The organism is Pseudomonas sp. GL-RE-29, assembly GCF_019947275.1.
GTDB lineage: Bacteria > Pseudomonadota > Gammaproteobacteria > Pseudomonadales > Pseudomonadaceae > Aquipseudomonas > Aquipseudomonas fluorescens_A.
Genome location: NZ_JAGYGD010000037.1, coordinates 1 through 25,850 on the forward strand (window position 1 = coordinate 1; position 25,850 = coordinate 25,850).

Annotated in this window: 26 protein-coding genes; 7 read left to right on the forward strand and 19 right to left on the reverse strand. The window is 59.4% G+C overall.

What is annotated here, in order from left to right:
• Nucleotides 1-146: 146 nt before the first annotated feature.
• The 4 genes from KGB21_RS24385 to KGB21_RS24400 all read right to left on the reverse strand — a co-directional run bounded on the left by KGB21_RS24385 (nucleotide 147) and on the right by KGB21_RS24400 (nucleotide 4,934).
• Nucleotides 147-1,100: a hypothetical protein gene (locus KGB21_RS24385; RefSeq protein ID WP_223506970.1), complete on the reverse strand. Its 954-nt coding sequence runs from the start codon at nucleotides 1,098-1,100 to the stop codon at nucleotides 147-149.
• A 17-nt stretch (nucleotides 1,101-1,117) separates the two neighbouring features.
• Nucleotides 1,118-2,833, reverse strand: coding sequence for a proline--tRNA ligase (locus KGB21_RS24390; protein WP_034146790.1), 1,716 nt, complete (start codon nucleotides 2,831-2,833; stop codon nucleotides 1,118-1,120).
• Nucleotides 2,834-2,976: 143 nt separating this feature from the next.
• Nucleotides 2,977-4,536 carry an AmpG family muropeptide MFS transporter gene (locus KGB21_RS24395; RefSeq protein WP_223506971.1) on the reverse strand — a complete coding sequence of 520 codons (1,560 nt, stop codon included), beginning with the start codon at nucleotides 4,534-4,536 and terminating at the stop codon, nucleotides 2,977-2,979.
• A gap of 44 nt (nucleotides 4,537-4,580) precedes the next feature.
• Nucleotides 4,581-4,934, reverse strand: coding sequence for an MGMT family protein (locus KGB21_RS24400; RefSeq protein ID WP_034146788.1), 354 nt, complete (start codon nucleotides 4,932-4,934; stop codon nucleotides 4,581-4,583).
• 163 nt (nucleotides 4,935-5,097) lie between these two features.
• Here KGB21_RS24400 and KGB21_RS24405 point away from each other — a divergent pair, with 163 nt between their 5' ends.
• Entirely contained in the window at nucleotides 5,098-6,105 is a 1,008-nt protein-coding gene (locus KGB21_RS24405) for a DUF481 domain-containing protein (RefSeq protein ID WP_034146787.1), read from the forward strand.
• A 159-nt stretch (nucleotides 6,106-6,264) separates the two neighbouring features.
• Here the strand turns inward: KGB21_RS24405 and KGB21_RS24410 are convergent, their stop codons facing one another.
• Nucleotides 6,265-6,474 carry a cold-shock protein gene (locus KGB21_RS24410; RefSeq protein WP_002554837.1) on the reverse strand — a complete coding sequence of 70 codons (210 nt, stop codon included), beginning with the start codon at nucleotides 6,472-6,474 and terminating at the stop codon, nucleotides 6,265-6,267.
• A 353-nt stretch (nucleotides 6,475-6,827) separates the two neighbouring features.
• Here KGB21_RS24410 and dcd point away from each other — a divergent pair, with 353 nt between their 5' ends.
• Both dcd and KGB21_RS24420 read left to right on the forward strand, forming a co-directional pair.
• Nucleotides 6,828-7,394 carry a dCTP deaminase gene (gene dcd, locus KGB21_RS24415; RefSeq protein WP_007904652.1) on the forward strand — a complete coding sequence of 189 codons (567 nt, stop codon included), beginning with the start codon at nucleotides 6,828-6,830 and terminating at the stop codon, nucleotides 7,392-7,394.
• 107 nt (nucleotides 7,395-7,501) lie between these two features.
• Nucleotides 7,502-7,711, forward strand: coding sequence for a hypothetical protein (locus tag KGB21_RS24420; RefSeq protein ID WP_017336784.1), 210 nt, complete (start codon nucleotides 7,502-7,504; stop codon nucleotides 7,709-7,711).
• Between the two features lie 49 nt (nucleotides 7,712-7,760).
• Here KGB21_RS24420 and pdeM read toward each other — a convergent pair whose 3' ends face one another.
• Together pdeM and KGB21_RS24430 are read right to left on the reverse strand one after the other, a co-directional pair.
• Nucleotides 7,761-8,417 carry a ligase-associated DNA damage response endonuclease PdeM gene (gene pdeM / locus KGB21_RS24425; protein ID WP_223506972.1) on the reverse strand — a complete coding sequence of 219 codons (657 nt, stop codon included), beginning with the start codon at nucleotides 8,415-8,417 and terminating at the stop codon, nucleotides 7,761-7,763.
• Nucleotides 8,414-10,903 (reverse strand): ligase-associated DNA damage response DEXH box helicase, encoded by a 2,490-nt coding sequence (locus KGB21_RS24430; protein ID WP_223506973.1) that lies wholly within the window; start codon nucleotides 10,901-10,903, stop codon nucleotides 8,414-8,416. The genes pdeM and KGB21_RS24430 overlap by 4 nt, the downstream gene beginning before the upstream one ends.
• A gap of 276 nt (nucleotides 10,904-11,179) precedes the next feature.
• Here KGB21_RS24430 and KGB21_RS24435 point away from each other — a divergent pair, with 276 nt between their 5' ends.
• Nucleotides 11,180-11,557 carry a hypothetical protein gene (locus tag KGB21_RS24435; RefSeq protein ID WP_223506974.1) on the forward strand — a complete coding sequence of 126 codons (378 nt, stop codon included), beginning with the start codon at nucleotides 11,180-11,182 and terminating at the stop codon, nucleotides 11,555-11,557.
• A 44-nt stretch (nucleotides 11,558-11,601) separates the two neighbouring features.
• Here the strand turns inward: KGB21_RS24435 and KGB21_RS24440 are convergent, their stop codons facing one another.
• The 8 genes from KGB21_RS24440 to KGB21_RS24475 form a co-directional block, all read right to left on the reverse strand.
• On the reverse strand, nucleotides 11,602-12,366 hold the full coding sequence (locus KGB21_RS24440) for an ABC transporter ATP-binding protein (RefSeq protein ID WP_034146783.1): 765 nt from the start codon (nucleotides 12,364-12,366) through the stop codon (nucleotides 11,602-11,604).
• A gap of 13 nt (nucleotides 12,367-12,379) precedes the next feature.
• Nucleotides 12,380-13,516, reverse strand: coding sequence for a succinylglutamate desuccinylase/aspartoacylase family protein (locus KGB21_RS24445; RefSeq protein ID WP_223506975.1), 1,137 nt, complete (start codon nucleotides 13,514-13,516; stop codon nucleotides 12,380-12,382).
• Between the two features lie 24 nt (nucleotides 13,517-13,540).
• Entirely contained in the window at nucleotides 13,541-14,251 is a 711-nt protein-coding gene (locus KGB21_RS24450) for an ABC transporter permease (RefSeq protein WP_223506976.1), read from the reverse strand.
• Entirely contained in the window at nucleotides 14,248-14,976 is a 729-nt protein-coding gene (locus KGB21_RS24455; protein WP_150704500.1) for an ABC transporter permease, read from the reverse strand. The genes KGB21_RS24450 and KGB21_RS24455 overlap by 4 nt, the downstream gene beginning before the upstream one ends.
• Nucleotides 14,977-15,032: 56 nt before the next feature.
• Complete coding sequence (locus KGB21_RS24460; protein ID WP_034146779.1) at nucleotides 15,033-15,815, reverse strand: transporter substrate-binding domain-containing protein; 783 nt, start codon at nucleotides 15,813-15,815, stop codon at nucleotides 15,033-15,035.
• 352 nt (nucleotides 15,816-16,167) lie between these two features.
• Complete coding sequence (locus tag KGB21_RS24465) at nucleotides 16,168-17,856, reverse strand: ATP-dependent DNA ligase (protein WP_223506977.1); 1,689 nt, start codon at nucleotides 17,854-17,856, stop codon at nucleotides 16,168-16,170.
• The gene (locus KGB21_RS24470; RefSeq protein WP_223506978.1) at nucleotides 17,853-18,887 is read right to left on the reverse strand and encodes a ligase-associated DNA damage response exonuclease; all 1,035 of its coding nucleotides are present in this window, start codon (nucleotides 18,885-18,887) and stop codon (nucleotides 17,853-17,855) included. The genes KGB21_RS24465 and KGB21_RS24470 overlap by 4 nt, the downstream gene beginning before the upstream one ends.
• Nucleotides 18,888-19,048: 161 nt before the next feature.
• Complete coding sequence (locus KGB21_RS24475; protein WP_223506979.1) at nucleotides 19,049-21,499, reverse strand: penicillin acylase family protein; 2,451 nt, start codon at nucleotides 21,497-21,499, stop codon at nucleotides 19,049-19,051.
• Nucleotides 21,500-21,678: 179 nt separating this feature from the next.
• Between KGB21_RS24475 and KGB21_RS24480 the strand changes: the two genes are divergently transcribed.
• Nucleotides 21,679-22,230, forward strand: coding sequence for a cysteine hydrolase family protein (locus KGB21_RS24480; RefSeq protein ID WP_223506980.1), 552 nt, complete (start codon nucleotides 21,679-21,681; stop codon nucleotides 22,228-22,230).
• Nucleotides 22,231-22,361: 131 nt separating this feature from the next.
• Here KGB21_RS24480 and KGB21_RS24485 read toward each other — a convergent pair whose 3' ends face one another.
• From KGB21_RS24485 to KGB21_RS24500, 4 genes are all read right to left on the reverse strand, one after another.
• Nucleotides 22,362-22,562: an SEC-C metal-binding domain-containing protein gene (locus KGB21_RS24485; RefSeq protein WP_034146774.1), complete on the reverse strand. Its 201-nt coding sequence runs from the start codon at nucleotides 22,560-22,562 to the stop codon at nucleotides 22,362-22,364.
• 5 nt (nucleotides 22,563-22,567) lie between these two features.
• On the reverse strand, nucleotides 22,568-23,053 hold the full coding sequence (locus KGB21_RS24490) for an LEA type 2 family protein (RefSeq protein ID WP_223506981.1): 486 nt from the start codon (nucleotides 23,051-23,053) through the stop codon (nucleotides 22,568-22,570).
• A gap of 122 nt (nucleotides 23,054-23,175) precedes the next feature.
• Nucleotides 23,176-23,652 (reverse strand): YchJ family protein, encoded by a 477-nt coding sequence (locus KGB21_RS24495; RefSeq protein WP_223506982.1) that lies wholly within the window; start codon nucleotides 23,650-23,652, stop codon nucleotides 23,176-23,178.
• A gap of 4 nt (nucleotides 23,653-23,656) precedes the next feature.
• A complete protein-coding gene (locus KGB21_RS24500; protein ID WP_223506983.1) occupies nucleotides 23,657-24,154 on the reverse strand; it encodes a DUF6231 family protein in 498 nt (165 codons plus the stop codon).
• 190 nt (nucleotides 24,155-24,344) lie between these two features.
• Between KGB21_RS24500 and KGB21_RS24505 the strand changes: the two genes are divergently transcribed.
• Entirely contained in the window at nucleotides 24,345-25,034 is a 690-nt protein-coding gene (locus KGB21_RS24505) for an OmpA family protein (protein ID WP_034146770.1), read from the forward strand.
• Between the two features lie 89 nt (nucleotides 25,035-25,123).
• The gene (locus tag KGB21_RS24510) at nucleotides 25,124-25,840 is read left to right on the forward strand and encodes an OmpA family protein (protein ID WP_034146769.1); all 717 of its coding nucleotides are present in this window, start codon (nucleotides 25,124-25,126) and stop codon (nucleotides 25,838-25,840) included.
• The last annotated feature ends 10 nt before the right edge of the window (nucleotides 25,841-25,850 follow it).

The following is a 25,850-nucleotide window of genomic DNA, read 5'->3' on the forward strand; positions in this document are numbered from 1 at the left end:
GGTGAGACTGGAGGATTTGCGGGGTGGGTTTGAGCAGATGGAGTTGTTTGAGCGTTAAAATTCAAAAGATCGCAGCCTTCGGCAGCTCCTGCATGGGAATGCGTTTCCCTGTAGGACTGCCGCAGGCTGCGATCTTTTAGCGGGTCTTAATTCGGCCCCGGATCCGCCACCAACCGCCCGGCATCCTTGGTCAGCGACTTCAAAAACTCGGTCTGCAGTTCAGGATCGTTGCGGGTCAGTTCGATCAGGCTTTGTTCCAATTCACTGGCTTCTTCTTCCAGACCCAATTCCGACAGGCGTTTGACCCGGTGTACCCACTGGCTCACTTCGTCGTCTTCAAGGTCGTCGTAAATCAGACCATGGGCTTCGAGCAGTTTGCCACGCAGGGTGTTGCTCAGCGCCAGGGTAGAGTCGGTGTGCACATCGTCCTTGGCATCGGCGACACTGATCTGCAGCTTGCCCAGGTGATTGAGGTCATGTTCGGCGAACGGGCTGTCCAGCAGATTCAGGCGCAACACGCCGTTTTTGTCGGTGCTCAACTCGAACGTTTCCTTGCCGGCCTTGACCTCGACCGGGCGCTCGCTCCACGGCAGGCTCGAATACTCCGTGCGTTTATCGAGCTGAACTTCGTCGATACCCGCCAGGTTCTGCTGCGCACGACCGTTGGACTGCACGTTCATGAACGGGTTGAGCCCGGCAAAACCGTAGCTGAACCAGTCCTTGGTCACGGTATCCGGAAGGTTGCCGAGGGCAAACACGTTGACCACGTTCGCGCCGACAGCGCCGACCACCGCCACCGCGCCCAACGGGATCTCGTAGACCTCCCGCCAGGGTTGGTAGGGCGTGTAGCGATCGTAATGGCGGGTGACTTCGAACTCGGTGACTTCGAAAGTCTTCTGCTCGTGAATTTTCACCCGCCGTTGCGGCAGCTCAAGCACCTTGGGCTCGCCGACATCGATCTGCAGGCTGTGATCGAGCAATTTGCGCTCGACACGTTCCTCGTGCTCGCTGCGTTGTGACATGTGATTGGCACAGCCGCTGACCAGCAGGGCGCCGCACAGGGCGGCACCACCGAGGCCTAAGGTGTTTCGCTTGAACATGACGTCTCTATCTGGTTTCAGCGGCGGATACGGGCCTGCAGGAAAGACAGTACGTCAGCGACCGGCAGCGCTTGCGGCTCGGCCTCGGTACGGCTCTTGTATTCCAGGTTGCCTTCGGCGAGGCCGCGGTCACTGACCACGATCCGGTGAGGAATGCCGATCAGCTCCATGTCCGCGAACTTGATGCCCGGGCTGGTTTTCTTGTCGCGATCGTCCAACAGCACTTCGAAGCCGGCCGCAGTCAGTTCTGCATAGAGCTTGTCGGTGGCTTCGCGAACCTGCTCGGTCTCGTAGCGCAACGGCACCAAGGCGACCTGGAATGGCGCCAGGGTGTCGCTCCAGATGATGCCTTTTTCGTCGTTGTTCTGTTCGATAGCCGCTGCAACCACGCGGGAAACGCCGATGCCGTAGCAGCCCATTTCCAGGGTGACCGGCTTGCCGTTCTCGCCCAGCACTTCGCACTTCATCGCTTTGCTGTACTTGTTGCCCAGCTGGAAGATGTGCCCGACTTCGATGCCGCGCTTGATTTCCAGGGTGCCTTTGCCGTCCGGGCTTGGGTCGCCAGAAACCACGTTGCGCAGGTCAGCCACGGTCGGAACCGGCAGATCGCGTTCCCAGTTCACGCCGAAGTAATGCTTGTCGTCGATGTTGGCGCCGATGCCGAAGTCGCTCATCAATTCGACGGAACGGTCGATGATGATTGGCAGCGGCAGGTTCAACGGGCCGAGGGAGCCGGCGCCGGCGCCAATGGCGTCACGCAGCTCGGCATCGCTGGCCATGACCAGTGGACTGGCCACGCCTGGCTGGTTCGCAGCCTTGATCTCGTTGAGTTCGTGGTCGCCACGGATGATCAGGGCAATCAGCTTGCCTTCTTCCTCGGCATGCACGATCAGGGTCTTGATGGTCTTTTCGATCGGCAGATTGAATTTTTCCACCAGTGCGGCAATGGTCTTGGTGTCTGGAGTGTCGACCAGGCGCAACTCTTCGCTCGCAGCGGGACGGGAAGTCTCCCGTGGCACGGCCTCGGCCTTCTCGATGTTCGCCGCGTAATCAGAGCCGTTGCTGAAGACGATGTCGTCTTCGCCGGATTCGGCCAATACGTGGAATTCGTGGGAGCCGGCGCCACCGATGGAGCCGTTGTCGGCCTCAACAGGGCGGAATTTCAGGCCCAGACGGGTGAACACGTTGCAGTACGCCTGGTGCATCCGATCGTAGGTGACCTGCAGCGAAGGCTGGTCAGCGTGGAACGAATAGGCGTCTTTCATGATGAATTCGCGGCCGCGCATCAAACCGAAGCGTGGGCGGATTTCGTCACGGAATTTGGTCTGGATCTGGTACAGGTTGATCGGCAGCTGCTTGTAGCTGCTCAACTCGTTGCGCATCAGATCGGTGATGACTTCTTCGTGGGTCGGGCCGGCGCAGAAGTCGCGACCATGGCGATCCTTGAAGCGCAGCAGTTCAGGGCCGTACTCTTCCCAGCGACCGGATTCCTGCCACAGTTCAGCCGGTTGAGTGCTCGGCATCAACACTTCAAGCGAGCCGGCGGCGTTCATTTCTTCACGAACGACGGCTTCGACCTTGCGCATCACTCGCAAGCCCATCGGCAGCCAGGTGTACAGGCCCGAGGCGAGTTTGCGGATCATGCCGGCGCGCAGCATCAGCTGATGGCTGATCACGACCGCGTCGGAAGGCGTTTCTTTCTGTGTGGCGAGCAAAAATTGACTGGTGCGCATGGTTGGCCGTTATCGATTGCTGATGACGAGAAATGACGGAGCATTGTACGGGCGAGATCTGCTGGCGTACAGGCGTGCGGTCGGCGGTGTGGCAGGAGGGCGGGAATCTGACCGCCCTCTGCAATGTTTCCTACAGATGCTTCCTACGACTCTTCCACGACCTGGGTCGGGGCCGGTTCCTGCGAGGGTGTCGGACCTGCGCGGCGGTTCTCCTGGAACCAATGCAGGGCGATCAATAACAGCGTCGGAACGCCCAGCAGGGCGGTGATCAGGAAGAAATTGTGGTAACCGAATTTCTCCACCATGACACCCGAGTAGCCGCCGATAAGACGTGGCAGCAGGAGCATGATCGAGCTGAGGAGCGCGTATTGGGTGGCGGAGAATTTGAGGTTGGTCAGGCTGGACAAGTAGGCGACAAACGCCGAGGTCGCCAGGCCCGAGCTGAAGTTGTCCAGTGAGATGGTCACGATCAGCATGTTCAGGTTCGCGCCCATGTCGGCGAGCATCAGGAACAAGATATTGGTGCCCGCCGATGCGGCGCCGCCAATGAACAGGATCGGCAAGATGCCAAAGCGCACGATCAGCAGGCCGCCCATGCCGGCGCCCACCAGGGTCATGATCAAGCCGAAGATCTTGCTGACGCTGGCAATCTGATCCTTGGTGAAGCCCATGTCGATATAGAACACGTTCGCCATCACGCCCATGACCGTATCGGACATCCGATAGGTGGCGATCAAGCCAAGCAGAAGCAGCGCTTGCCAGCGGTAACGCAGAATGAAGTCGTTGACCGGTGTCAGCACCGGCGCGAGGCCACGGCGACCCATGGCCGAGAGGCACAAGGCGGTGAGTGTGGTGTAGAGGATCGCCCGCAGGAACGCGCGATCTTCGAGTAGCAGGTCGAGCAGGCTCTCACCTTCGAACAGCACGCTGGCGAAATCGGTGTTGTAGAGCTGGGTGAACATGGCCGGCACAGAAACCAGCAGTACGATCAGGACGAAGACCGAGGCCAGTTGATGCGCGAAACTGTAGCGCCCGGCCTGCAGTTGCGTACGCAGTGGCACCGGCGGTTCGCGCATGAACAGGGAAGTCAGCAACGCCGGGACCATCAGCGCGCCGAAGAGCAGGTAAGTGCCGGCCCAGGCGGAATGCTGGTAGTTGAAACCGGTGGAGCCGAAGCCTTCAGCGAAGAACAGCGCGCCGGCCGTCGCCAGCAGCGCGGCGATCCGATAGCCGGACATGTAACTGGCGGCCAGGGCAGCCTGGCGGCTGTCTTCGGCAATTTCCAGGCGATAGGCATCGACCGCAATATCTTGCGTTGCCGAGGCGAAGGCGACGACGACCGCGATAGCGATCAACCAGGACAAATGCTTTTGCGGGTCACAGAAACCCATGCCGATCAGGCCGAGAATCACCAGGGCCTGGGACAGGACAAGCCATGAACGTCGTCGACCGAGCTTGCCGAGCAAGGGCAGGCGCCATTGGTCGAGTAGCGGCGACCAGACCCATTTGAAGGCATAGGCCAGACCGATCAGGCTTGCGTAGCCGATCGTTTCGCGGGCCACACCGGCTTCACGCAGCCAGACTGAGAGTGTCGAGAACACCAGCATGTAGGGCAGGCCGGCGGCGAAACCAAGCAGCAACAGTACAAGCGTCGAAGGGCTGGCATAAGCGGCGAGCGCGGCGCGCCAGGTTTTACGGGGCATGGGCTGGAGTCTGCCTCAAGAAATACGGAAACAAAGCGCGCACTCTAACCGCTGTGCTCTACCGGACGCCAGCCATGGCGCTGAATATCAACACGATTATTCAGGATACTGATGCCCTCCATGCGCAAACGCGAGCGTTGTTCGTCGCCGGACGCGCTGCCCACCGGCAAGCTTATTCGTCCGCCAGCACCGAGTACCCGATGCCAGGGTAATTTGCTGTCTGGGGGCAGTTGACTCAGGGTGCGTCCGACCCAGCGGGCGGCACGTCCCAGCCCGGCCAGCTCGGCCAATTGACCGTAACTCACCACTTTGCCCTCGGGCACTTGCGCGAGCGTCGAGTACAGCGCCGTGCGTCGGATTTGTGCGGCGCTGTCGGGTTCGGTGGTTGGGTCGGTCACGTCCGGGGTTCCTGATGAAAATCGCTTTTGCGCTTGTAGAGTAAATCCTGGATGGCCAGTTGAGAAATGAACTCAATAGAAATAGTCGTGTCAGTCCTTGCTAGGGTCTTATTCCTACGGATAATGCCGACTTTTTTTCGCGAACCTGAGCCTGTATTTGCTTATGTTGTCCAGAACCCTGCTGTGCCTCGCTGTCATCAGTGCCTCCACTCCCTTGCTCGCCGACACCGTCTGGTTGAAGAACGGTGACAAGCTGAGTGGCAAGATCATCCTGTTCGACGGTGGCAAGCTGTTGGTCCAGACCGAGTACGCCGGTGCGGTGCCGATCGACTGGAAACAGGTCAAGACCCTCGAAAGCGATCAGGAGTTGCTGGTCAAGCAAGACGCCTACACCGGCGAGAAGGCCAAGTCCTTGCACGCGGCGGAAGACGGCAAGGTAACCCTGGAAAACGGTGAAGCGCCAAAGACTGTTGAGCTGGCGAGTGTCCAGCAAATCCTCAAGCCTAAACCGGTGGTCGAGGATCTGGTGTGGAAGGGCAACATCGACGCGGCGCTGGATTATCAGCGGGCGGACAAAGATACCGACGACTACGACATCGACTTCAAGACCACGGCGCGTCATGGCCGCTGGCGGCACATCGCAGAAGGCGAGTACAACCGCGAGTATCAGGACAAGGATGTCACAACGGACAATTGGCGAGCCGAGTATTCCCTCGACCGCTTCCTGACGGAAAAATGGTTCTGGCAGGGTCGCCTGGTCTACAAGCGCGACAAGGTCGAAGACCTTTCTCGTCAGCGCACGGTCGGTACCGGTCCTGGTTATCAATTCTGGGATGATGAGCTGGGTGCGTTCTCGCTCGGTTCACTGGTCAACCGCACGGATTATGAATTCGCCGATGGCAGTAAGGAAAATTTCTATTCCGTGGCGATGAAGTGGGATTACAACCGCTACCTGATCGGCAAGAAGGTGGAATTCTTCACCAATGGCGAGGTGGGCAAACCGTTGTCGGGCGTGGCGGAATATGCGCTGGATGCCGAGATGGGATTGCGTTACAAGGTGACGGACTGGGCGTCGCTGAACCTCAAGGCCGAGCGAGACATTATCGACGGGACCAGCGATGCTGATCTGGACAAGACCCGGTACACTGCTGGGTTTGGCGTGACCTGGTAACGCCTGAAAGATCGCAGTCTTCGGCAGCTCTTACATGGATTGGCATACGTCCTGTAGGAGCTGCCGAAGGCTGCGATCTTTTTTGCGCCTGCGAAAAACCTGCAGGCACAAAAAAGCCCCGCTTTTGAGGGCGGGGCTTTTTACTAAAGCGAGTACAAGTTAGATAACTTGAACTTCTTCAGCTTGCATGCCTTTCTGACCGCGGGTAGCGATGAAAGAAACCTGTTGGCCTTCTTTCAGGCTTTTGAAGCCGTCGGATTGGATAGCTTTGAAGTGAACGAACAGGTCGTCACCGGATTGTGGGGTGATGAAGCCGAAGCCTTTTTCATCGTTGAACCACTTAACGGTACCGGTTTGGCGATTAGACATGGTGTAACTCCTTGAACAAAGATAACTGCGACTCAGGAAGAACCCTGGCCGAGACTGAGTGCAAAGAGCAGGAAAAATTCTTGTAGATGGTTGGATCGAAATTCAACATATCGTGTAGAGATTCTCAGTGACACAAGCAGCACAGTGACGCCACCTTAACCCTTTTTCCGGAACGTGCCAATGCTTCTTGCGAAGGTTTCTCTATTTTAAGGATCGACGGTGTGACGGTTCGTCGCCATCGCGTGTAATTCCAGCCTGTTCGGCGAGAATTGCAGTGCGGACTTTGAACCCGGCGGCGCGCCCGGTAAGATGCCGGACAGAATTTTTCGACCTCGCTATTCAGGACACCCGCCATGAGCATCAAATCGGACAAGTGGATTCGCCGCATGGCGCAGGAACACGGCATGATCGAGCCTTTCGTCGAGCGCCAGGTGCGCGGCAGCGATGATAGCCGTGTGATCTCCTACGGCGTGTCGAGCTACGGCTACGATGTGCGTTGCACCAATCATTTCAAGGTGTTCACCAACATCAATTCGGCGATCGTCGACCCGAAAAACTTTGATGCGGGCAGCTTCGTCGATATCCACAGCGATGTTTGCATCATTCCGCCGAACTCCTTCGCCCTGGCCAGCACCGTCGAATACTTCCGCATTCCGCGTAACGTATTGACCATTTGCCTGGGTAAAAGCACCTACGCGCGCTGCGGCATCATCGTCAACGTGACGCCGCTCGAGCCTGAGTGGGAAGGGCACGTGACCCTGGAATTCTCCAACACCACTAATTTGCCGGCCAAGATCTACGCCAACGAAGGCGTGGCGCAGATGTTGTTCCTTGAGTCCGACGAAGAGTGTGAAGTCTCCTACAAGGACCGCGGTGGCAAGTATCAGGGCCAGCGTGGCGTGACCCTGCCGCGGACCTGAGTCAGCCGTCTGACAAACCGTGGGAATTCTTGAGCGAGCGTACACTCTATGGAGTGTACTGCTCCGATTCGCGCAAGGCGGATCGGGCCATCGCTCAGGAGTGCTTTATGAAGATCGACCCGCGAATAAGTGCCGAACTGGCAAGGCTCGAGCCCAATCAGGTTGGCGTCCTGGCCTGGTCCTTGTTGGCACATCCGCCGATCAGCATGGCTGGGGGCATCCCCGGTCAACCTGATCCCGATACCCCCAACGAACAACCCACCGAGCCCGGTGAACCCACCCTGCCGGATGAGCCGCCCCCTGCGCCTGTGGCCTGATGTCCTGCGCAGAAATTGAATGGTCAGTCAGCTGATGTCCTTGAAGACTTCAGCTGACTGGCCATATTTCGTTGTCACCAATGACAAAGATCCTACAGTCATCGTCGTGATGGACTTGATATCCCCCGGTAAATGCGCCGAAGGCGGGTAACAGACTGATCTCTTTCCCGAGTCTGAAGCACGGCAGGCGTAGACTTTGCCGGCCTCGACCGTTCAGCCGATAGACCGGATGCACATGACCGGCGAGTACATGCCGGCTCGGATGCAGATCGGGTTCGTGTTGCAGGGCGAAGGGCCCAAGAAGCAACGGCTCAGGCACTACGCGAATGTTCATTGAAGCAGGCGGATCACCGGCGCGCTTATCGTGGTTTCCGCGGATCAGCGTCATCGGCAACTCGCTGTGCCGCGTTCGCCATTCGGCCAAAGCCTTCAGCGTAGCAACCGCATGGGAACCGGGCCCATGGAGAAAGTCGCCGAGGAATATCAGCTGGCGACAGGGCAGGGCTGCCAGTATTGCGTCCAGCACGGCAATATTTTCAGCGGTCGTACCTTGTGGTACTGGCTGGCCCAAACTGCGATAAGCGGCGGCCTTGCCGAAATGCACGTCGGCGACCAGCAGCGCTTGTTGTGCCGGCCAGTAGATGGCTTTTTCCGGCAATAACCAAAGCTCTTCTCCTGTCAGTCGAACCGGATAAGACGTGGTCATCTGGCTTTCCTTGTTTCGGCCGTTTTCTCCAGATCGTCGACCATTCGCCTGATTCGATCCGCGAGCTTTTCCGAACTCATGCTTTCGCGCATGCGTTCCACCAGCAAGGGAAATCCGAGTGGCGTAGGACGCTTGATCGTGTGCAGATCGAGTTGCAGTCGATTGATCCGCTCCAGGGTCTGCTCCAGACGATGAATATCCAATTCCTCTCGTAGGACTTCTTCCCCGGCCTGGGCCAGCAGCAGATTCTGGGCGTCGTACTGTTTGAACACTTCAAAAAACAAACCGCTCGACGCTTGAACCTGACGCGTGCTTTTCGGCGCGCCCGGGTACCCGGTGAAAACCAGCCCGGCGATTCGTGCGATCTCGCGAAAGCGGCGTAGCGCCAGCTCACCGGCATTCAGGCTGGCGAGCACGTCAACCAACAGCTGCTGCGAATCAAACAGTTCAGGATTGAGCTGTACGTGCCAATCCACAGGCGTCGCGCTCAGCAGTTCCAGTCCGTAATCATTGACTGCGATAGAAAAGGTCAGCGACTGCCGTTGACTGACTCGCCACGCCAGCAGGCTCGCCAACCCAAGATGTACCTGACGCCCGGCAAAGGGATAGAGGAAAAGGTGCCAGCCTTCGCGGGATTTCAGCGTTTCGGCCAGCAGACTTTTTTCGGTTGGCAGGCCGGACCACTTTTGTTGCAGCTCCAGCAGCGGGCGCAACGCCCGCATTTCCGGACCGATGAATTCGCCTTTCGCCGCCGCACTGAAGCGCACAACCACAGCATTGGCCAACTCGTTGGACAGCGGCATGCGCCCGCCATTCCAGCGTGGCACCGCCGCTTTTTTCACGGTGCTGCGTTTGACGTAGGCGGTCATGTTTTCCACCCGCACCAACTCCAGCAAGCGCCCTGCGAACAGGAAACCATCGCCCGGCTTAAGGCGCGCGATGAAGCCTTCTTCGACACTGCCGAGTTGCTTGCCCCCGCCGCCCTTGCTCCAGAACTTCAACTGGAGGCTCGCGTCGCTGACGATAGTGCCGATGCTCATGCGATGCCGACGAGCCAAGCGCGCATCCGGTACCCGCCACACGCCCGATTCATCGGGTTCGACACGCCGGTAATCCGGATAGGCTGTCAGAGAAAGCCCGCCATGGCGTACGAAAGCCAACGCCCAAACCCATTCCGCCGGGCTCAGGTCGCGATACGCCCAGGCGCCGCGCACTTCTTCGTACAAGTCATCGGGCAGAAATCCGCCGCCCAACGCCATGCTGACCAAGTGTTGCACCAGCACGTCCAGTGGCTTGTGGGGAGACTCGCGGGGTTCGATGCGACGTTGCGCCACCGCATCCTGCGCCGCTGCGGCCTCGATCAATTCAAGACTGTGGGTCGGCACCAGCGTGACTCGCGAAACTCGCCCCGGTGCATGACCGGAGCGACCCGCGCGCTGCATCAGCCGCGCCACGCCTTTAGCCGAGCCGATTTGCAGCACCCGTTCCACCGGCAGAAAGTCCACGCCCAGATCCAGGCTGGAGGTGCAGACCACTGCTTTGAGTTGACCTTCCTTGAGCGCGCGTTCGACCCAGTCGCGGGTGTCGCGGGACAACGAACTGTGATGCAGCGCGATCAAGCCGGCCCAGTCCGGGCGGGCGTCAAGCAGGGCCTGGTACCAGATCTCCGATTGGGCACGGGTGTTGGTAAAAACCAGGCTGCTGGCGCAGGACTCAATCTCGGAAACCACTTGCGGCAACATCTTCAGTCCGATGTGGCCAGCCCATGGAAAACGTTCGATGGTAGGCGCAAGCAACGTATCGACCCGCAGCTCCTTGTTGGTTTGGCCCTGAACGCTTGCGCCGCCACCCTGTGGGATCAAGACCTGTTCGGCGTGGGACTGATTACCCAGCGTCGCGGAAACGCCCCAAACGATCAATTCGGGATGCCAGCGACGCAAGCGAGCAAGCGCCAATTGCAATTGCACACCACGTTTGTTGCCGAGTAATTCATGCCATTCATCAACCACCACCATGCGCAATGTCGAGAGTGCGCTTTGTGCGTCGGCACGGGCCAGCATCAGGGTCAGGCTTTCCGGCGTAGTGATCAGCGTGGTCGGCAGCCGGCGGCTTTGACGCGCCCGCTCGCTGCTGCTGGTGTCGCCGGTGCGCAGACCGATGCTCCACGGAATCTGCAAATCCTGTAACGGCGCTTCCAGTGCGCGGGCCGTGTCGGCGGCCAAGGCGCGCATAGGCGTTATCCACAACACAGTCAGGGGATCGGCGACGGGTTTGCGTTTGCGGGGCGTTTCAATGGGTGGTGAAGAGCGGGCAAAGCGATTGAGCGCGCCGAACCAGACTGCGTAGGTTTTGCCGGCGCCGGTGCTGGCGTGCAGCAACCCGGACTGCCCTTGTTTTACTGCGGCCCACACCTGTTTCTGAAAGGTGAACGGCTTCCAGGCGCGAGCGCTGAACCAGCGTTTGGCGAAGTCGGAGGTGGTTCCCATGCCGGCGGTGTGCGCTCTGAAAGTCTTCCTTCAGTGACCACGACGCACTACCAAAGGTTTAACGCGGATCTGTAGGAACTGCCGCAGGCTGCGATCTTTTGATCTTGATTTGTAGAAGCAAAATCAAAAGATCGCAGCCTTCGGCAGCTCCTACAAAAGCTCATCGCCGAGGATTCTCATATCCGGAAATAACTGTGTTTACCGTTGAAACCTATCGGCAGGTCAGGCGTGTTTTTATCGCCGCGCAGTTATCAATGAATATGAAAAGGAATTCAGATGAGTACAGATAGAACGGGGCACTTGAGTGCCGATGTGATCACGACTGAGGGCACTTTGGAGTTTCGTGTGACCGAGGGTCTCAACTACTACGACCTGCCGGGCGTCCACTTTATCGAGGCGAACAATGGTCAGGGCAAGGAGTTTTACGTCTATTTACCGGTGGAACTCGAGAGTGGCAGCTTTAGCCTGGGGCTGGGCGAAAGGTCGCCTATGGTCATCCATGTGACAGGCACCTCCGAAGCGGAACTTTATCGCGGCAGACTCGAGTTGACCGTTGGCGGAGATGCCCAGTTTTCCGGACGCTTCAGCGGACTGGATGCCGATGGTTTGGAGGTGGAGAACGGTAGCTTCAGGCTGGAGTACGAAGCGCGTTGAGTGACGGGAACCAGTCAGCCTGGCTCCCGTTTAACAGCAAGCAGTTACTTCAAGTTGCCGCTAAGAAACTGCTTCAACCGCTCGCTCTTCGGGTTACCCAGCACGTCTTCCGGCGCGCCTTCTTCTTCCACCAGGCCCTGATGCAGAAACAACACCTGGCTCGACACCTTGCGGGCGAAGCTCATTTCGTGGGTCACCATGATCATGGTCCGGCCTTCTTCAGCCAGGCCCTGGATCACTTTGAGCACTTCGCCTACCAGTTCCGGGTCCAGCGCCGAGGTCGGTTCGTCGAACAGCATGACTTCCGGTTCCATGGCCAACGCGCGGGCAATGGCGACGCGCTGTTGCTGACCGCCGGAGAGGAACGCCGGGTACTGATCGGCGACACGTGCCGGCAGGCCAACCTTGTCGAGGTAGCGTCTCGCGCGGTCTTCGGCTTCCTGCTTGCTGCAACCCAGCACCCGACGCGGGGCCATGGTTATGTTTTCCAGCACGGTCATGTGGCTCCACAGGTTGAAGTGCTGGAACACCATGGCCAGGCGGGTGCGGATCCGCTGCAGTTCATCGGGATCGGCGACGTGCATGCCGTGGTGATCCTTGACCATGCGGATCGCCTGGCCGTCGAGGCTCATCGCCCCGTCGTTGGGTTGTTCGAGAAAGTTGATGCAGCGCAAAAAAGTACTTTTGCCCGAGCCGCTGGCGCCGATCAGGCTGATGACGTCGCCGGTGTTGGCCTTGAGCGAAACGCCTTTGAGCACCTCATGATCGCCATAGCTTTTATGCAGGCCTTCAATGGTCAGTTTGTACATGGAGCATGCATCCTCAAGGCGAAAGTAGGTAGCCGCTGCGATAGGCTTCGGCGCCCGCGACGTGGGCGATCACCATGCCGGCCGTGGCCATGCGGCGCAGCGAACGGGCGTACATCAACCCGGCGGCGGTGCAGTGGACAGGCGTGACACGGTCAGAGATCGGATCGATGATTTCGGCGACAAGCTGTCCGGCTTCCAGGTATTCCCCCGGCAGTGCGGTAAATACCAGCAAACCACCGACCGGCGTGGCCACCGGCTCGACACCCGCCAGCGGCGTGGCCGGGTAGGGCAGCTCGGGCAGGGGCGCTGGTTCGCCGGCAATGGCGCCGAAGTGAATCAGGTAATCAATCAGCGCCTGGCTGTCGAGGCTGGCCAGTGGGTGATTGACGTCGCCCTGGCCGCGCAGCTCGACGGTGACCGAAAAACTGCCCGGCGCAATGTCGAATTGCTCGCCGAAGCGTTCTTTCAATTGCCACCAGAGCAGGGTGAAGCATTCGTCGAACGACTGACCGCCGGAATCGGTGGCCAGCAGGCTGGCTTCTGCACCGATGTAACGGGCCAGCGGCTCGACCTGCGGCCAGGCGTCAGGCGTGGTGTACAGGTGCGCGACGGCTTCGAAATCGCAATGCAGGTCCAGCACCATGTCGGCATCGCAGGCCAGCCGTTGCAGGGTCAGGCGCTGGGATTGCAACTGGGTGCTGGCGGTCTGCCGGGCGAGGGCGTTGCGCAGGCTGTTGCGGATCAGTTCGAGGTTGCGCTGCGGATCATCACCGAGCTGGCCTTCGATTTCGTTGCCGACCTCTTCGCTCAAATCGACGAACCAGCGATTGAAGTTCTGCCCGCTTTCCAGCTCGTAACGGCCTAGCGGAACATCCATCAACACTTGTTCCAGTCCGACCGGGTTGGCGACTGGCACCAGCACGATTTCGCTGCGCAGGCGGCCTGCGGCTTCAAGCTCCGCCAGACGCTGCTTGAGGTGCCAGGCCACCAACATGCCGGGCATTTCATCGGCATGCAGGGACGACTGGATGTAGATCTTGCGTTGGGCGCTTGTAACGGTAGGCGCCGATGTCGGCCCGAAGTGAAAACTGTGAATCTGTCGTGCGGTCCCCGGCAGCGGGGCCAGCAGGTCATGAATCTGGTGGCGCATTTTTCTTATATCCCGAAGCGGGTCTTAGTGAGTCGGCCCGAGGAAGGCCAGCCATCGACGTTCGGCGAGGCGGAACAGGCCGACCAGCGCAAAGGTGACGGTCAGGTAGATCAGCGCGGCGATGCCGAACGACTGGAAGGTCAGGAAGGTCGCCGAGTTGGCGTCCCGGGCGACTTTCAGGATGTCCGGGATGGTCGCGGTGAACGCCACGGTGGTCGAGTGCAGCATCAGGATCACTTCGTTGCTGTAATACGGCAACGAGCGACGCAGGGCCGAAGGCATGATCACGTAGGCATACAACTTCCAGCCTGTCAGACCGTAAGCCTTGGCGGCTTCGACTTCGCCGTGGTTCATGCTGCGAATCGCCCCGGCGAAGATCTCCGTGGTGTAGGCGCAGGTGTTCAGGGCAAAAGCGAGGATGGTGCAGTTCATCGCATCGCGGAAAAAGCTGTCGAGCAACGGTTGCTCGCGCACGGCGGCCAGGCTGTAGATCCCGGTGTAGCAGATCAGCAACTGGATATAGAGCGGCGTGCCACGGAACAGATAGGTGTAGAACTGCACCGGCCAACGAATGTAGAAGTGCGGCGAAACCCGGGCGATGGACAGCGGGATCGAGACGATGAAACCGATGAAGATCGACGCACTGAGCAGCCACAGGGTCATGGCCAGGCCGGTGATGTTTTGGCCGTCGGTGTAGAGGAAAGCTTTCCAGTATTCCTGCAGGAGTTCGATCATCGTACGGCCTCCCGGGTACCGGCGGCATAGCGGCGTTCGAGCCAGCGCAGAATGAAGTTGGAGGCGCTGGTGATCAGCAGATAGATCAGCGCAGCGAGCACCAGGAAGTAGAACAGTTGATAGCTGCTTTTACCGGCGTCCTGCGCGGCCTTGACCAGATCGGCGAGACCGATGATCGACACCAGCGCGGTGGCCTTGAGCATCACCATCCAGTTATTGCCGATACCCGGCAGGGCGTAGCGCATCATTTGCGGGAACACCACGATACGAAAACGCTGGCCACGCTTGAGGCCGTAGGCGGTGGCCGCTTCGACCTGACCGCGAGGCACGGCAAGGATGGCGCCGCGGAACGTCTCGGTGAAGTAGGCGCCGTAAATGAAGCCCAGGGTCAGGACCCCGGCGCTGAACGGGTTGATCTCGATGTATTCCCATTCCATGTAGTCGGTGAGCGACGTCAGCCAGGTTTGCAGGCTGTAGAAGATCAGCAGCATCAGCACCAGGTCCGGCACCCCGCGAATCAGCGTGGTGTAGCACTGGGCAACCAGGCGCAGCAGTTTGACTTTAGACAGTTTGGCACTGGCGCCGAGCAGGCCGAGCAATACGGCCACCAGCAGCGACATCGCCGATAATTTGATGGTCATCCAGGTGCCTTCCATCAGCAAAGGACCGAAGCCCTTGAGGCTGAAGGCTGAGAGCCCCAGATTTTGCAGGAGGTTTTCGAACATAAATCAGCAACCTGATCGGAAGAAAAAAGCGCCCATCGCAAGATGGGCGCCGGGCATTATTTGCCGCTGTACAGATTCAGATCGCCAAAGTGTTTCTTCTGGATGGTGGCGTAGGTGCCATCATCGTGTAACGCTTTGATACCTTTATCCAAAAGTGCTTTCAGCTCGGTGTTACCTTTCTTAATACCGACCGCAGTTTTGGCTGGCAGCAGTTCGCTGTCGACTGGCTGGCTGATTTCGTAACCTGCACCGTTTGGCGACTTCAGGAAGCCCAGCTCAGCTTGCAGCATGTCCTGGATGCCGGCGTCGAGACGACCGGAAGTCAGGTCGGAATACACCTGGTCCTGGTTCTGATAGGCCTGGGTTTTCACGCCAGCCTTGTCGAGAACGGCTTTGGCATAGGCTTCCTGGATGGTGCCTTGCTCATAGCCAACGGTTTTGCCCTTCAGCGAAGCGACGTCAGCGGTGATGCCAGAACCTTTCTTCGACACGTAAGCGGTTGGGCCGGAGAACAGCTCGCTGGAGAAGTCGATGACTTTTTCGCGGGCCGGGGTGACGGTCATCGAGGAGATCACACCGTCGAATTTATTGGCCTTCAGGCCAGGAATCATGCCGTCGAAATCGCTTTCGACCCATTTGCACTTGACCTTCAGCTCGGCACAGATTGCGTTCCCCAGATCGATGTCGAAGCCCACCAGGTTGCCGTCGGCCGCTTTCGACTCGAACGGTGCGTAGGAAGGGTCAACGCCAAAACGCAATTCCTTGTATTCCTTTGCCAGCGCAGAGCCAGCAGCTACGCACAATGCCAGTGCAGAAAGGGTCAGCAATGCTTTTTTCATTATTCAATCCCTAAGAACCAATATGAGCGCTTGTGGCGCAGAATTATTGTTACTGGTAAGCGTAAGACCTAATGAAAGTAGCAATTTCCGAACCAGAGTGGCGAACAAGCGTTTAAAAGGCGCTCGGGAAATTGCCGGAGGGGATTAGTGCACGAAAATGGGCGGCGTGGGAAGCCTGCACTGTTTCGGTTCGAACAGACATGAATCATTGTGGCGAGGGAGCTTGCTCCCGCTCGGCTGCGCAGCAGTCGTCATCGCGATTCAACGGGTTCGACTGAGGCACTGTGTGGACAGGGTTTGGGGCCGCTTCGCAGCCCAGCGGGAGCAAGCTCCCTCGCTACAGGTGGAGTGGTTAGCTGAGCAAGTCCTGCAAGGTGCCGAGGTGGTCGGCCTCATCGACGGTTTTATCCTGCCGCCAGCGCAACATTCGCGGAAACCGCACCGCAATCCCGCTTTTGTGCCGCTTGGACAGGGCAATCCCCTCAAAGCCCAACTCGAACACCAGGCTGGGTTTCACACTGATCACCGGGCCGAATTTTTCCACGGTGGTTCTACGCACGATGTTGTCGACCTGGCGCATTTCTTCATCAGTCAGCCCCGAGTAAGCCTTGGCGAACGGCACCAGTGCGCGTTCGTTGGCATCCGGTGGACCGTCCCAGACGGCGAAGGTGTAGTCGCTGTAGAGACTGGCCCGGCGGCCATGCCCGCGTTGCGCGTAAATAAGCACCGCGTCGACGCTGAACGGGTCGACTTTCCATTTCCACCACACTCCGATGTCCTTGGTACGGCCGACGCCGTATAGCGCTTCCCGCGCCTTGAGCATCATGCCTTCGACGCCGAGGCTGCGAGACGCTTCCCGTTGCCGGGCGAGGTCAAACCAATCTTTACCGGTCAGCAATGGCGAGGCGAGTAATACCGGATTGCTGGCGTGGGCGATGACCTGTTCCAGTTGCGCGCGACGCCGGGCTTGCTGCTGGTTGCGCCAGTCTTCGCCTTGCCATTCCAGCAAGTCGTAAGCGAGAACGACCACGGGGACATCGCTGAGAATTTTCTTGCTCAAGGTTTTGCGGCCAATCCGCTGCTGGAGCAGGGCGAATGGTTGCACTGAGGGTGACGTTGGCGATTGCGGGTTGAAGGCATCTTCGGTAGCGGGTTGTGCTGTCTTCCACACGACAATTTCCCCGTCGATCACTGTGCCGTCAGGCAGGCAATGAACGAGGCTTTCGAATTCGGGAAAACGTTCGGTGACCAGTTCTTCACCCCGCGACCAGATCCACAGCCTCCCGTCACGCTTGACCACTTGGGCGCGGATGCCATCCCACTTCCACTCGACTTGCCAATCACTGGCGGGCCCAAGTAGCACTTCAAACTGCTCCACTGGTTGCGACAGCGCGTGGGCGAGGAAAAACGGATAGGGCTGACCTCCGCGCTGGTCATGCTCGTCGGCAGATTCGGCGGCGATCAGTTTCAGGTAGCTGGCCGCGCTCGGGCGATTGGACAAATCGGTATAACCCACCAACCGCTGGGCCACGCGTTTGCTGTCGAGATGAGCCATCGATGCCAAGGCGCGGGTCACCAGCAACTTGGAAACACCGACGCGGAAACTGCCGGTGATCAACTTGATGCACAACATCAGGCTCGAGCGGTCCAGTTGCTGCCAGAGTTCGGGCAGTCGTTCGGCGAGCACGTCGGGGGATTCGCCACGCAATGGCAGTAGCTTGTCTTCAATCCACACCGCCAGCCCATCGTTGGAGCTATGCACCGATTCCGGCAGTACCAGTGAAATGGTTTCCGCCAGGTCGCCCACCGCCTGATAACTTTCTTCGAATAGCCATGTCGACAGCCCGGAATACGCTACCGCCAGTTCTCGCAGGACACGGACCGGCACCAGTTGCCTGGGGCGTCCGCCGGACAAAAAGTACACCGCCCACGCCGCGTCTTCGGGGGCAGCCTGAGCGAAGTAGTGTTGCATCGCCGCCAGTTTGGCGTTGCTTGAGGTCGTGGCGTCGAGCTCGGCGTACAACTCGGCGAAGGCTTTCATGGCTGCGACTCGACCCTCTCGGGTGCGGTGGGTGAGGGCTCTTCTTCATCGTCTCCGTATTCGGTGGTAAAGCCCTGGGCATCGAGGCCTTGCTCGCGCAGGTGACGCACCAGTACGGCGACAGAACCGTGGGTAACCATCACCCGTTCGGCGCCGGTCTGTTCAATGGCCCAGAGCAGGCCCGGCCAATCGGCGTGGTCGGAAAGTACAAAGCCGCGATCTACACCGCGACGCCGCCGCGTACCGCGCAGGCGCATCCAGCCGCTGGCGAAGCCGTCGCTGTAGTCGCCAAAGCGACGCATCCAGGTACTGCCGCTGGCCGAAGGTGGGGCGATGACCAGGGCTTTGCGCATCATCGGGTCGCTTTTTTGTACTTCCCCGGCATAGAGGGTTGGCGGCAGGTATATGCCGCTTTCGCGATAGACGCGATTGAGCGGCTCAACCGCGCCATGCGCCAGAATCGGGCCGAGGCTGGCGTCGATGCCGTGGAGAATGCGCTGGGCCTTGCCGAAGGAATAGCAGAACAACACGCTGGCCTTGTCCTCGGCGGCGTTGGCTTGCCACCACTGATTGATCTCGGCAAACACTTCTGCTTGCGGTTGCCAGCGATAGATCGGCAGGCCGAAGGTCGATTCGGTGATGAAGGTGTGGCAGCGCACCGGTTCGAACGGGGCGCACGTGCCGTCGGGTTCGATTTTGTAGTCACCGGAAGCGACCCAGACTTCACCGCCATATTCGAGGCGCACCTGGGCCGAGCCGAGTACGTGACCGGCAGGGTGAAAACTCAGGGTGACGCCGTGATGTAGCAACCGCTCGCCATAGGCCAGGGTTTGCAAATCGATGTCCTGGCCCAGTCGCGCACGCAGAATCCCTTCACCGGGAGCCGCCGCCAGATAGTGTTCATTGCCGGTGCGGGCATGGTCGCCGTGGGCGTGGGTGATGACCGAGCGCTCGACCGGCCGCCACGGATCGATGTAGAAATCGCCGGCGGGGCAGTACAAGCCTTCGGGACGTGCGATAACAAGATCCATGTCGTTGCCGGAATGGAGGGACTTGTTAGCTATGAGGTGGGCGCAGGGCGAGAAGTTCTATCAAATTAAAAGGCAAAAGATCGCAGCCTTCGGCAGCTCCTACAGGGTGTACGCGATCCCCTGTAGGAGCTGCCGAAGGCTGCGATCTTTTGATCTTGCCCTTATTTCCCCGGTGTCAGCGTCAAGCGCTTGGTGCCGTACACCTTGTCGTAGTTCTGCGGCTGCATCGGCAGGCTCATGTATTGGCCTTTCAGCCACGCGTCGATGCTGTTCAGATAGTTCGGACTGGCCGGGTTGCCGGACTGGCCGGTGGCGTTCTGGCCCATCAACGGTTCGGCCTGGCCGAAGTCGACGATAAAGCGCATGGCAGGTGCCAGCGTGGTGTTGAAGTCCTGGCCCCAGGCGAAGGCAGCGGTGTTGAGCGTGGTGTGATCGCCACCAGCCGCCAGCGGACCGCGAACGGTCTGGCCACTGCTGTTCTTCCATTCATAGCGGTGCAATTTGCCCCACTGCCAGGCCTTGTGGTCGCCGCCCAACTGACTGTCGCCAGCACTGATCGCTGCGGCGAGGCTGCGGGCGAGGATCGCCGGTTTGTCTTCTTTCTGCGCGGTGCGCGTGTCATCCCAGAACGGACTGTCCTCACGCCCCAGCAAGTGATCGGCCTGCGCGGCGTAGGACAACTTGCCGTTGGCGATAAAGGCTTTCCACGCCGGGCTGCTTTCCGGGCCCAGTTCATCGAGGAAGATCTGCTGGGTGCTTTCCTGCAGGAACAGCTCGTAGATCGCCGCGTCGGCAGAGCTCGGGCTGAGTTTGCCGTCGAACGCCATCAAGCGGGTCAACGCCTCGCGAGCCTTGCCTTGATCTGCCCCCGGCAAAGCCTGAATGGCCTGTTTCAGCGGCTGGGCCATGCCCGGTGCCTCGAACATTTTTTTCAGTTTGGCGGCGAAGGTGGTGGTCTGGTCGTACTGCATGGCGATCACGCTGCGGGTGTCATGCTTGCCCACGCTGGCCAGTTCCGCCAAGCGTTCGCCACGCTCCGGTGCCGACCAGGAATTGGACAGCTGCATGCCGTAGCCGTGAGGTATGACCCGCTGGTTGGCCGTGCCGAGCCAGCCTTGGGCCGGGTCCTGATCGTACGGATGCAGCATCGGGTCGGCGTAACCGTCCCAGTCGTAACGACCGTCCCAACCTGGCGAGGGCAACAGGCCTTCGCCTTCGCGGCGGTTCGGGAAACGGCCGGTGACTTGCCAGCCGATATTGCTCGCGTCGGCGAACACCAGGTTCAGGGCGATGGCACGGATCTCACGGCTGGCGTCCGAGGCCCGCTCGACGTTTTGCGCGCGGGACAGGTCGAAAAACGCGTCAAGGGTTTTATCGTCGGTGAAGTTCGGCGTCTGCAAGGCCAAACCGTAGCCACTGCCCTGTGCCAGGCCCTGGGCGCTGTTGAGCAGCGGGCCGTGGCGGGTTTCGTACACCGCTTCGCGAATCGGCCGCTGGCCTTTGACGAAATAAGTTTCGTTGCGCACGGTTGCCGCTTGCCATTTGCCGCCGACTTCGTACGCCAGGCCGTTGCCTTGGCGTTTGATTTTTTCCAGGAACACATCCTGGTTGTCGCCCATGACCGTGGTCATGCTCCACGCCACTTTGCCGTTGAACCCGCCGAGCACCATCGGCAACCCGGCAATGGTCACGCCGGACGCCTGATACTTCGGTGCGCGAATCTGCACGTAGCTGAACAACGACGGCACGCCCATCGGGCCATGGGCGTCGCTGGCCAGCAGGCTTTTGCCGCTGCGGCTGCGTTGCGGGGCGATGGCCCAGTTGTTCGATGACGTGGCGCCGAGCAGATTCAGGTCAGACAACTGGCTGGTGGCTTTGCTGATGTCCGCCAGACCCGGGACTTGCCCGTTGAGCTGGATGCCCTGAAGCTTTTCGCTTTCGGCCAACGGCAGTTTTTCGTCGGGGGCGGAAGGCGTCAGCCATGGCAGTTTGTCGGTGGTGACCGATTGGGCCAGCACCAGCGAGGAAATTTCTTCGGGCAGGTTGGCCGACTGGCTGAAGTTCAGCAGGCAGAAAATCAGCGCCGAATCTTCCGGCTTCCAGTATTCAGGCTTGTAACCCGTGGCGGCGAGGTCGGCCGGCAGTTTGTCGCGATAGCGGAACAGGTAAGCGTTGACCCCACGGGCATAGACTTCGAAGAAGCGCTTGAGGCGCGGCGACGAAGCCTTGTACAGCTCACCAGCGCTTTTCTTCAGGTTGACCGCACGCATGTAGCGGTCGGCGTCCAGCAAGTCTGAACCCTGCATCTCCGCCAAACGGCCCTGGGCCAGCAAGCGCAGGGTGACCATTTGCGTGATGCGGTCGCTGGCGTGCACGTAGCCGAGGGTGAACAGCGCGTCGTGGAAGGTACTGCTTTCGATCAGCGGCATGCCCATGGCATTGCGGCGCACCGAAACGTTTTGCGCCAAGCCCTTGAGCGGCTGTACGCCGATCGACGGCGGAACAGTGTCCTGGGTATTGAAGCTCTGGCAACCGGTCAGGCTCAAAACCCCCGCGACTGCTGCGGCAACGCCGAACCGGGGTAGAAAATGAGTAAGGGCTGGCGAGGCCATGGCAAAGCTCCTGCGGGGGTAGAGACGCAATAAAGCCGCTACGTTAGTGAGCAGGCAGTGGCCGCGCAAGCGGGGCGCAAGGTTATTTCAGGATTTGTCTGGTAATTGCCGCCTTGTAGGCGCTGCCGAAGGCTGCGATCTTTTGATCTTCAATCTGATCATCCCGGAGAAACGTCGGCATGGAGCTAAAGGCAAACGCGGCACTGATCATCATCGATCAACAAAAAGGCATCCTTCACCCCAGGCTGGGTCGGCGCAATAACCCTCAGGCCGAGGAGCGCATGCTCGAATTGTTGGCACATTGGCGACGCACCGAGCGGCCGGTCATCCACGTGCAGCATTTGTCGCGCTCGGAAGATTCAGTGTTCTGGCCGCTGCAATCGGGTGTGGAGATTCAGGAGCGGTTTCAGCCGTTGGCAGGCGAGCTACTGATTCAGAAACAGGTGCCGGACGCGTTTTGTGCAACAGGGCTTGAAGCGCGTTTGCGCGAGGCGGGGATTGGGCAGTTGATCATCGTTGGCGTGGCGACCCACAACTCGGTGGAGGCCACGGCGCGAACGGCGGGCAATCTGGGTTTTGATACGTGGGTTGCGGAGGATGCGTGCTTTACCTTCGACAAGGCCGATTTTTTTGGCAATGCGCACTCAGCCGAGGAGGTGCACGGGATGTCGTTGGGGAATTTGCATGGGGAGTATGCGACTGTTGTCAGTACCGCGCAGATTCTGAATTGATGGTGACTTTGCGGGCCTCTTCGCGAGCAGGCTCGCTCCTACAGGGACTGGCGTCGTGCACAAATCCAGTGTGGGAGTGAGCCTGCTCGCGATGGCGATTCAACAGACGAAGAAAATCTTCGCTCGAAGCATCAAGCGCCGTGGCACTTCTTGAATTTCTTGCCGTTGCCGCAGGGGCAAGGATCGTTGCGACCAACGTCTTTCAGGGCGTTGCGCACCGGTTCCTGGTGAGCGTGGCCGCAGTTCGGGCCGTGGACATGGCCATGGTCGTGATCATGATGGTCGTGATCGTGGTTGCAGTCTGGGCCATGGACATGGGGTTGCTGGGTCATCGGGGTTACTCCGGAATTAGATCGGCGGGGATTATCACGCCATTACGCGTCAGGTGCACGTAGTGGGCGATGAATAAACCGGTTTCCAGTTCACCTTCCAGACGATAGGGAATGGACTGCTCAGCGTTTTTCAGCTGTTTCACCAAGCCTTTGACCTTGGACCACAGGTTGGTGCGGATCGGCACCTTGTAGTGACGGCTGCCTTTGGGGTCCACGGTAATCCAGTGTTCGTGCTCGCCTTCGGCCAGCAGGATGTCGCCCAGATGGATGCGATATTCCAGACCGCGCACGGTCAGCTCGCTGTCACTGGGGTTGTCGATGCGAAAGTGCAGGACGAACCGCTGTTCCATCAGCTTGGCCCGCACCACTTCCACCCTGATCAGATGCACCTCGGGGTCAGGTTCATCGCTGCTGAACCACGACGCACAGCCGCCGAGCCCCAGGAACAGGGTCGCGGTGAGCAGATAGAGTGCGAGTCGCCTGGTGGTCATGGTCGTGGTTCTCCTTGAACCACAGTCTAGACGTTAAAAGATCGCAGCCTTCGGCAGCTCCAACAGGGTGTACGCCAATCCAATGCAGGAGCTGCCGCAGGCTGCGATCTTTTGATCTTGTTTCAACTACCGAAATACCCCGAACAACACTTCTTGAATTTCTGCCCGCTGTAGCAAGGGCAGGGGTCGTTGCGACCGATGTCGAGTGGCACTGTCGGGTCGATGAAGTACCAATGGCCGGCGTTCTGCACGAACGACGAGCGCTCGCGATGACTGTGTTCGCCGCTGCCATCGTGCCAGCGAGCGGTGAAGGTCACGAAGGCGTGCTCTGGTTGCCCGCCGAGGACTTCGGAGCTTTCAACCTCAAGCCCCAGCCAGGTGCTTTGCGCGCTCCAGTCGCTGATCGATTGCCGATCCAGGCCTGGTTGCTGTGCGGGCAGGGTAGTGGCCACCAGATAATCGATCAGGCCCAGCACATAGGCGCTGTAGCGCGAGCGCATCAAGGCTTCGGCACAAGGCGCCGGATGGCCTGCATGGTAATGACCGCAGCAGGCGTCGAGCAGGGTGCCGCTGCCGCAAGGGCAAATGGATGTACTCATTGCGTTACCACCAGTATTTCCCGAAATTTTCCGGATTGGCCCAGAAACGTGAATTGAGCCAATCGGGTACTTGTTTGTAGTCAAGCAGATCATAGGTAAACAGGGTCAGCACTTGTTCGTCGCGCTGGAAGCGTTCGCTGGCTTGCAGGGCCAGGGAGAAAAAATCGGTTTCCTGCCAACCGCTGGCCGGCAGGTCTGCCAGCACCGCGATGCGGCTGGCATTGAGGTTGCGAATGCCGCCCAGCAAATTCAGACCGTCGCGCTTGGGCAGATGTTCGAGGCAATCGAGCACCAGCGCCAGGTCAAACCGGCGCGCCGCCAGTTCGGCGGGCAATGGCCCGGGTGCCGCATGCGCCACCTTGCTGTCCGGGTGCGCGAGCTTGAATGCTTCAAGCGCGGGGAATTCGCTGGCGCCGATCAGCAACAGGCGCGACGGGGCGTAACGGTCCAGCAAAGCGGCGAGCGCCTGTTGCGGCGTGCGCGAAGAAATACCTGCAATCATCGAAGATCCTCAATCAGATCTGCCAAGACTAGCCTGCCCGCCAGTTCGAGCCTAGAGCGGGTTTACCGTAAAAATGACGATCAGTCGTGAACGTCGGATAAAACTGCAATGGCCTATTGCTGGCGGAGATTAAAAGTCCGGTCTTTACTCCGTGAATCGGTTCTAAGCCGATCCTTCAGGAGAAAACTAGATGAGCATAGTTCGGACAGCATTACCCCTGGTTCTGCTAACCAGTGTGTTGACTGGTTGTGCAGGTTTGCAGAAAACCGACTGGCCGACCTGTGCGGCGGTCGGTGGTGTCGTAGGTGCGGGTCTCGGTGCGACCGAGAGTTCCTCATGGGCAGGCTATGGCGCGCTGGTGGTCGGTGCTACGGCAGCAGCCTATTGCTGGGTTCACGGTGATGGCGACGAAGACGGCGATGGCGTGCTGGATAGCCGCGACAAGTGCCCGGGTACGCCTAAAGGCGTGAGGGTCGATGCCGATGGTTGCCCTCCACCTGCTCCAGTGGTTGAAGAAGCCGTAGTGGTCAAGGAAGAAGTCATCGTCATCCGCGATGTCAACTTCCAGTTCGACTCGGCCAAGCTCACAGCTGCCGATAAAGACAAGCTCAACACCATTGCGACTCGCCTGAAACAGGAAGCCGCCAGTGCCCGGTTGACCGTAACCGGTCACACCGACAGCGTCGGCAGTGATGCCTACAACCAGAAACTGTCGGATCAACGCGCCCACTCGGTGGTGGAATATCTGATCGAAAGTGGTGTGCCACGCAGCAGCTTCGTGTCGGTGTCCGGTGCGGGTGAAAGCCAGCCGGTTGCAGACAACTCAACGGCTGATGGTCGTGCGCAAAACCGTCGCACGGAAATCAAAATCAACCGCTAGATCCCTCGCATCCGCGGCTTGTGCAGTCGCGGATGCGGGTCTTTACTCCTGTGTGACCGGTATGGGCCGGTAACACAGGAGTTTTCAACATGACCAAACTCACACGGACCGTCTTGCCGGTTCTGCTGCTTGGCAGCCTGTTGACCGGCTGCGCTACTCACAGCGATGGCACTGCCCCCCTCAATCAACGTACCTGGCCTATCTGCAGCCTCATCGGCGGACTGGTCGGCGGCGGCCTTGGCGCTATCGAAAGTGCCGGTTGGGCGGCTGGTGGAGCGGCGCTCGGTATTTTATCCGGTGGTTTGATCTGCTATGCCCAGGATGGTGATGAAGATGACGATGGCGTATTCGACCGTCGTGATCGCTGCCCTGACACACCTGCCAACACCCCTGTCGAACACCACGGTTGCCCGCTGCCGCAATATCCGGCCAGCGTGGAACCTGAACCCGTGCAAGCCGAAGTCATCACCCTGAGCGATGCCGACGATGTGCTGTTTGCCTTCAATAAATCCGAGTTGACCCCCGCCATGCAGAGTCAACTGGATGCGGTCATGGGCAAACTGCTGGACGCCAGCGTCGTGAGCATCAAGGTGGTCGGTCATACCGACAGCGTCGGATCGGATGCTTACAACCAGGGGCTGTCGGAACGACGTGCCAGCAGCGTCGCCGAATACTTGCTGAGCCAGCACGTTGCGCCGAGCAAAGTCACCAGCGAAGGCAAGGGTGAAAGTGAGCCGGTTGCCGATAACGAAACCGATGCAGGGCGGGCGAAAAATCGTCGCGTGGAATTGCACATCAATCGTTGATCCGCGAAAT

What these genes read in the sequence shown, in the direction of transcription:
- KGB21_RS24385 (WP_223506970.1), bottom strand. Translation starts at nt 1,100, where the DNA reads ATGTTCAAGCGAAACACCTTAGGCCTCGGTGGTGCCGCCCTGTGCGGC.
- KGB21_RS24390 (WP_034146790.1), bottom strand. Translation starts at nt 2,833, where the DNA reads ATGCGCACCAGTCAATTTTTGCTCGCCACACAGAAAGAAACGCCTTCC.
- KGB21_RS24395 (WP_223506971.1), bottom strand. Translation starts at nt 4,536, where the DNA reads ATGCCCCGTAAAACCTGGCGCGCCGCGCTCGCCGCTTATGCCAGCCCT.
- KGB21_RS24405 (WP_034146787.1), top strand. Translation starts at nt 5,098, where the DNA reads ATGTTGTCCAGAACCCTGCTGTGCCTCGCTGTCATCAGTGCCTCCACT.
- KGB21_RS24410 (WP_002554837.1), bottom strand. Translation starts at nt 6,474, where the DNA reads ATGTCTAATCGCCAAACCGGTACCGTTAAGTGGTTCAACGATGAAAAA.
- dcd (WP_007904652.1), top strand. Translation starts at nt 6,828, where the DNA reads ATGAGCATCAAATCGGACAAGTGGATTCGCCGCATGGCGCAGGAACAC.
- KGB21_RS24420 (WP_017336784.1), top strand. Translation starts at nt 7,502, where the DNA reads ATGAAGATCGACCCGCGAATAAGTGCCGAACTGGCAAGGCTCGAGCCC.
- pdeM (WP_223506972.1), bottom strand. Translation starts at nt 8,417, where the DNA reads ATGACCACGTCTTATCCGGTTCGACTGACAGGAGAAGAGCTTTGGTTA.
- KGB21_RS24430 (WP_223506973.1), bottom strand. Translation starts at nt 10,903, where the DNA reads ATGGGAACCACCTCCGACTTCGCCAAACGCTGGTTCAGCGCTCGCGCC.
- KGB21_RS24435 (WP_223506974.1), top strand. Translation starts at nt 11,180, where the DNA reads ATGAGTACAGATAGAACGGGGCACTTGAGTGCCGATGTGATCACGACT.
- KGB21_RS24440 (WP_034146783.1), bottom strand. Translation starts at nt 12,366, where the DNA reads ATGTACAAACTGACCATTGAAGGCCTGCATAAAAGCTATGGCGATCAT.
- KGB21_RS24445 (WP_223506975.1), bottom strand. Translation starts at nt 13,516, where the DNA reads ATGCGCCACCAGATTCATGACCTGCTGGCCCCGCTGCCGGGGACCGCA.
- KGB21_RS24450 (WP_223506976.1), bottom strand. Translation starts at nt 14,251, where the DNA reads ATGATCGAACTCCTGCAGGAATACTGGAAAGCTTTCCTCTACACCGAC.
- KGB21_RS24455 (WP_150704500.1), bottom strand. Translation starts at nt 14,976, where the DNA reads ATGTTCGAAAACCTCCTGCAAAATCTGGGGCTCTCAGCCTTCAGCCTC.
- KGB21_RS24460 (WP_034146779.1), bottom strand. Translation starts at nt 15,815, where the DNA reads ATGAAAAAAGCATTGCTGACCCTTTCTGCACTGGCATTGTGCGTAGCT.
- KGB21_RS24465 (WP_223506977.1), bottom strand. Translation starts at nt 17,856, where the DNA reads ATGAAAGCCTTCGCCGAGTTGTACGCCGAGCTCGACGCCACGACCTCA.
- KGB21_RS24470 (WP_223506978.1), bottom strand. Translation starts at nt 18,887, where the DNA reads ATGGATCTTGTTATCGCACGTCCCGAAGGCTTGTACTGCCCCGCCGGC.
- KGB21_RS24475 (WP_223506979.1), bottom strand. Translation starts at nt 21,499, where the DNA reads ATGGCCTCGCCAGCCCTTACTCATTTTCTACCCCGGTTCGGCGTTGCC.
- KGB21_RS24480 (WP_223506980.1), top strand. Translation starts at nt 21,679, where the DNA reads ATGGAGCTAAAGGCAAACGCGGCACTGATCATCATCGATCAACAAAAA.
- KGB21_RS24485 (WP_034146774.1), bottom strand. Translation starts at nt 22,562, where the DNA reads ATGACCCAGCAACCCCATGTCCATGGCCCAGACTGCAACCACGATCAC.
- KGB21_RS24490 (WP_223506981.1), bottom strand. Translation starts at nt 23,053, where the DNA reads ATGACCACCAGGCGACTCGCACTCTATCTGCTCACCGCGACCCTGTTC.
- KGB21_RS24495 (WP_223506982.1), bottom strand. Translation starts at nt 23,652, where the DNA reads ATGAGTACATCCATTTGCCCTTGCGGCAGCGGCACCCTGCTCGACGCC.
- KGB21_RS24500 (WP_223506983.1), bottom strand. Translation starts at nt 24,154, where the DNA reads ATGATTGCAGGTATTTCTTCGCGCACGCCGCAACAGGCGCTCGCCGCT.
- KGB21_RS24505 (WP_034146770.1), top strand. Translation starts at nt 24,345, where the DNA reads ATGAGCATAGTTCGGACAGCATTACCCCTGGTTCTGCTAACCAGTGTG.
- KGB21_RS24510 (WP_034146769.1), top strand. Translation starts at nt 25,124, where the DNA reads ATGACCAAACTCACACGGACCGTCTTGCCGGTTCTGCTGCTTGGCAGC.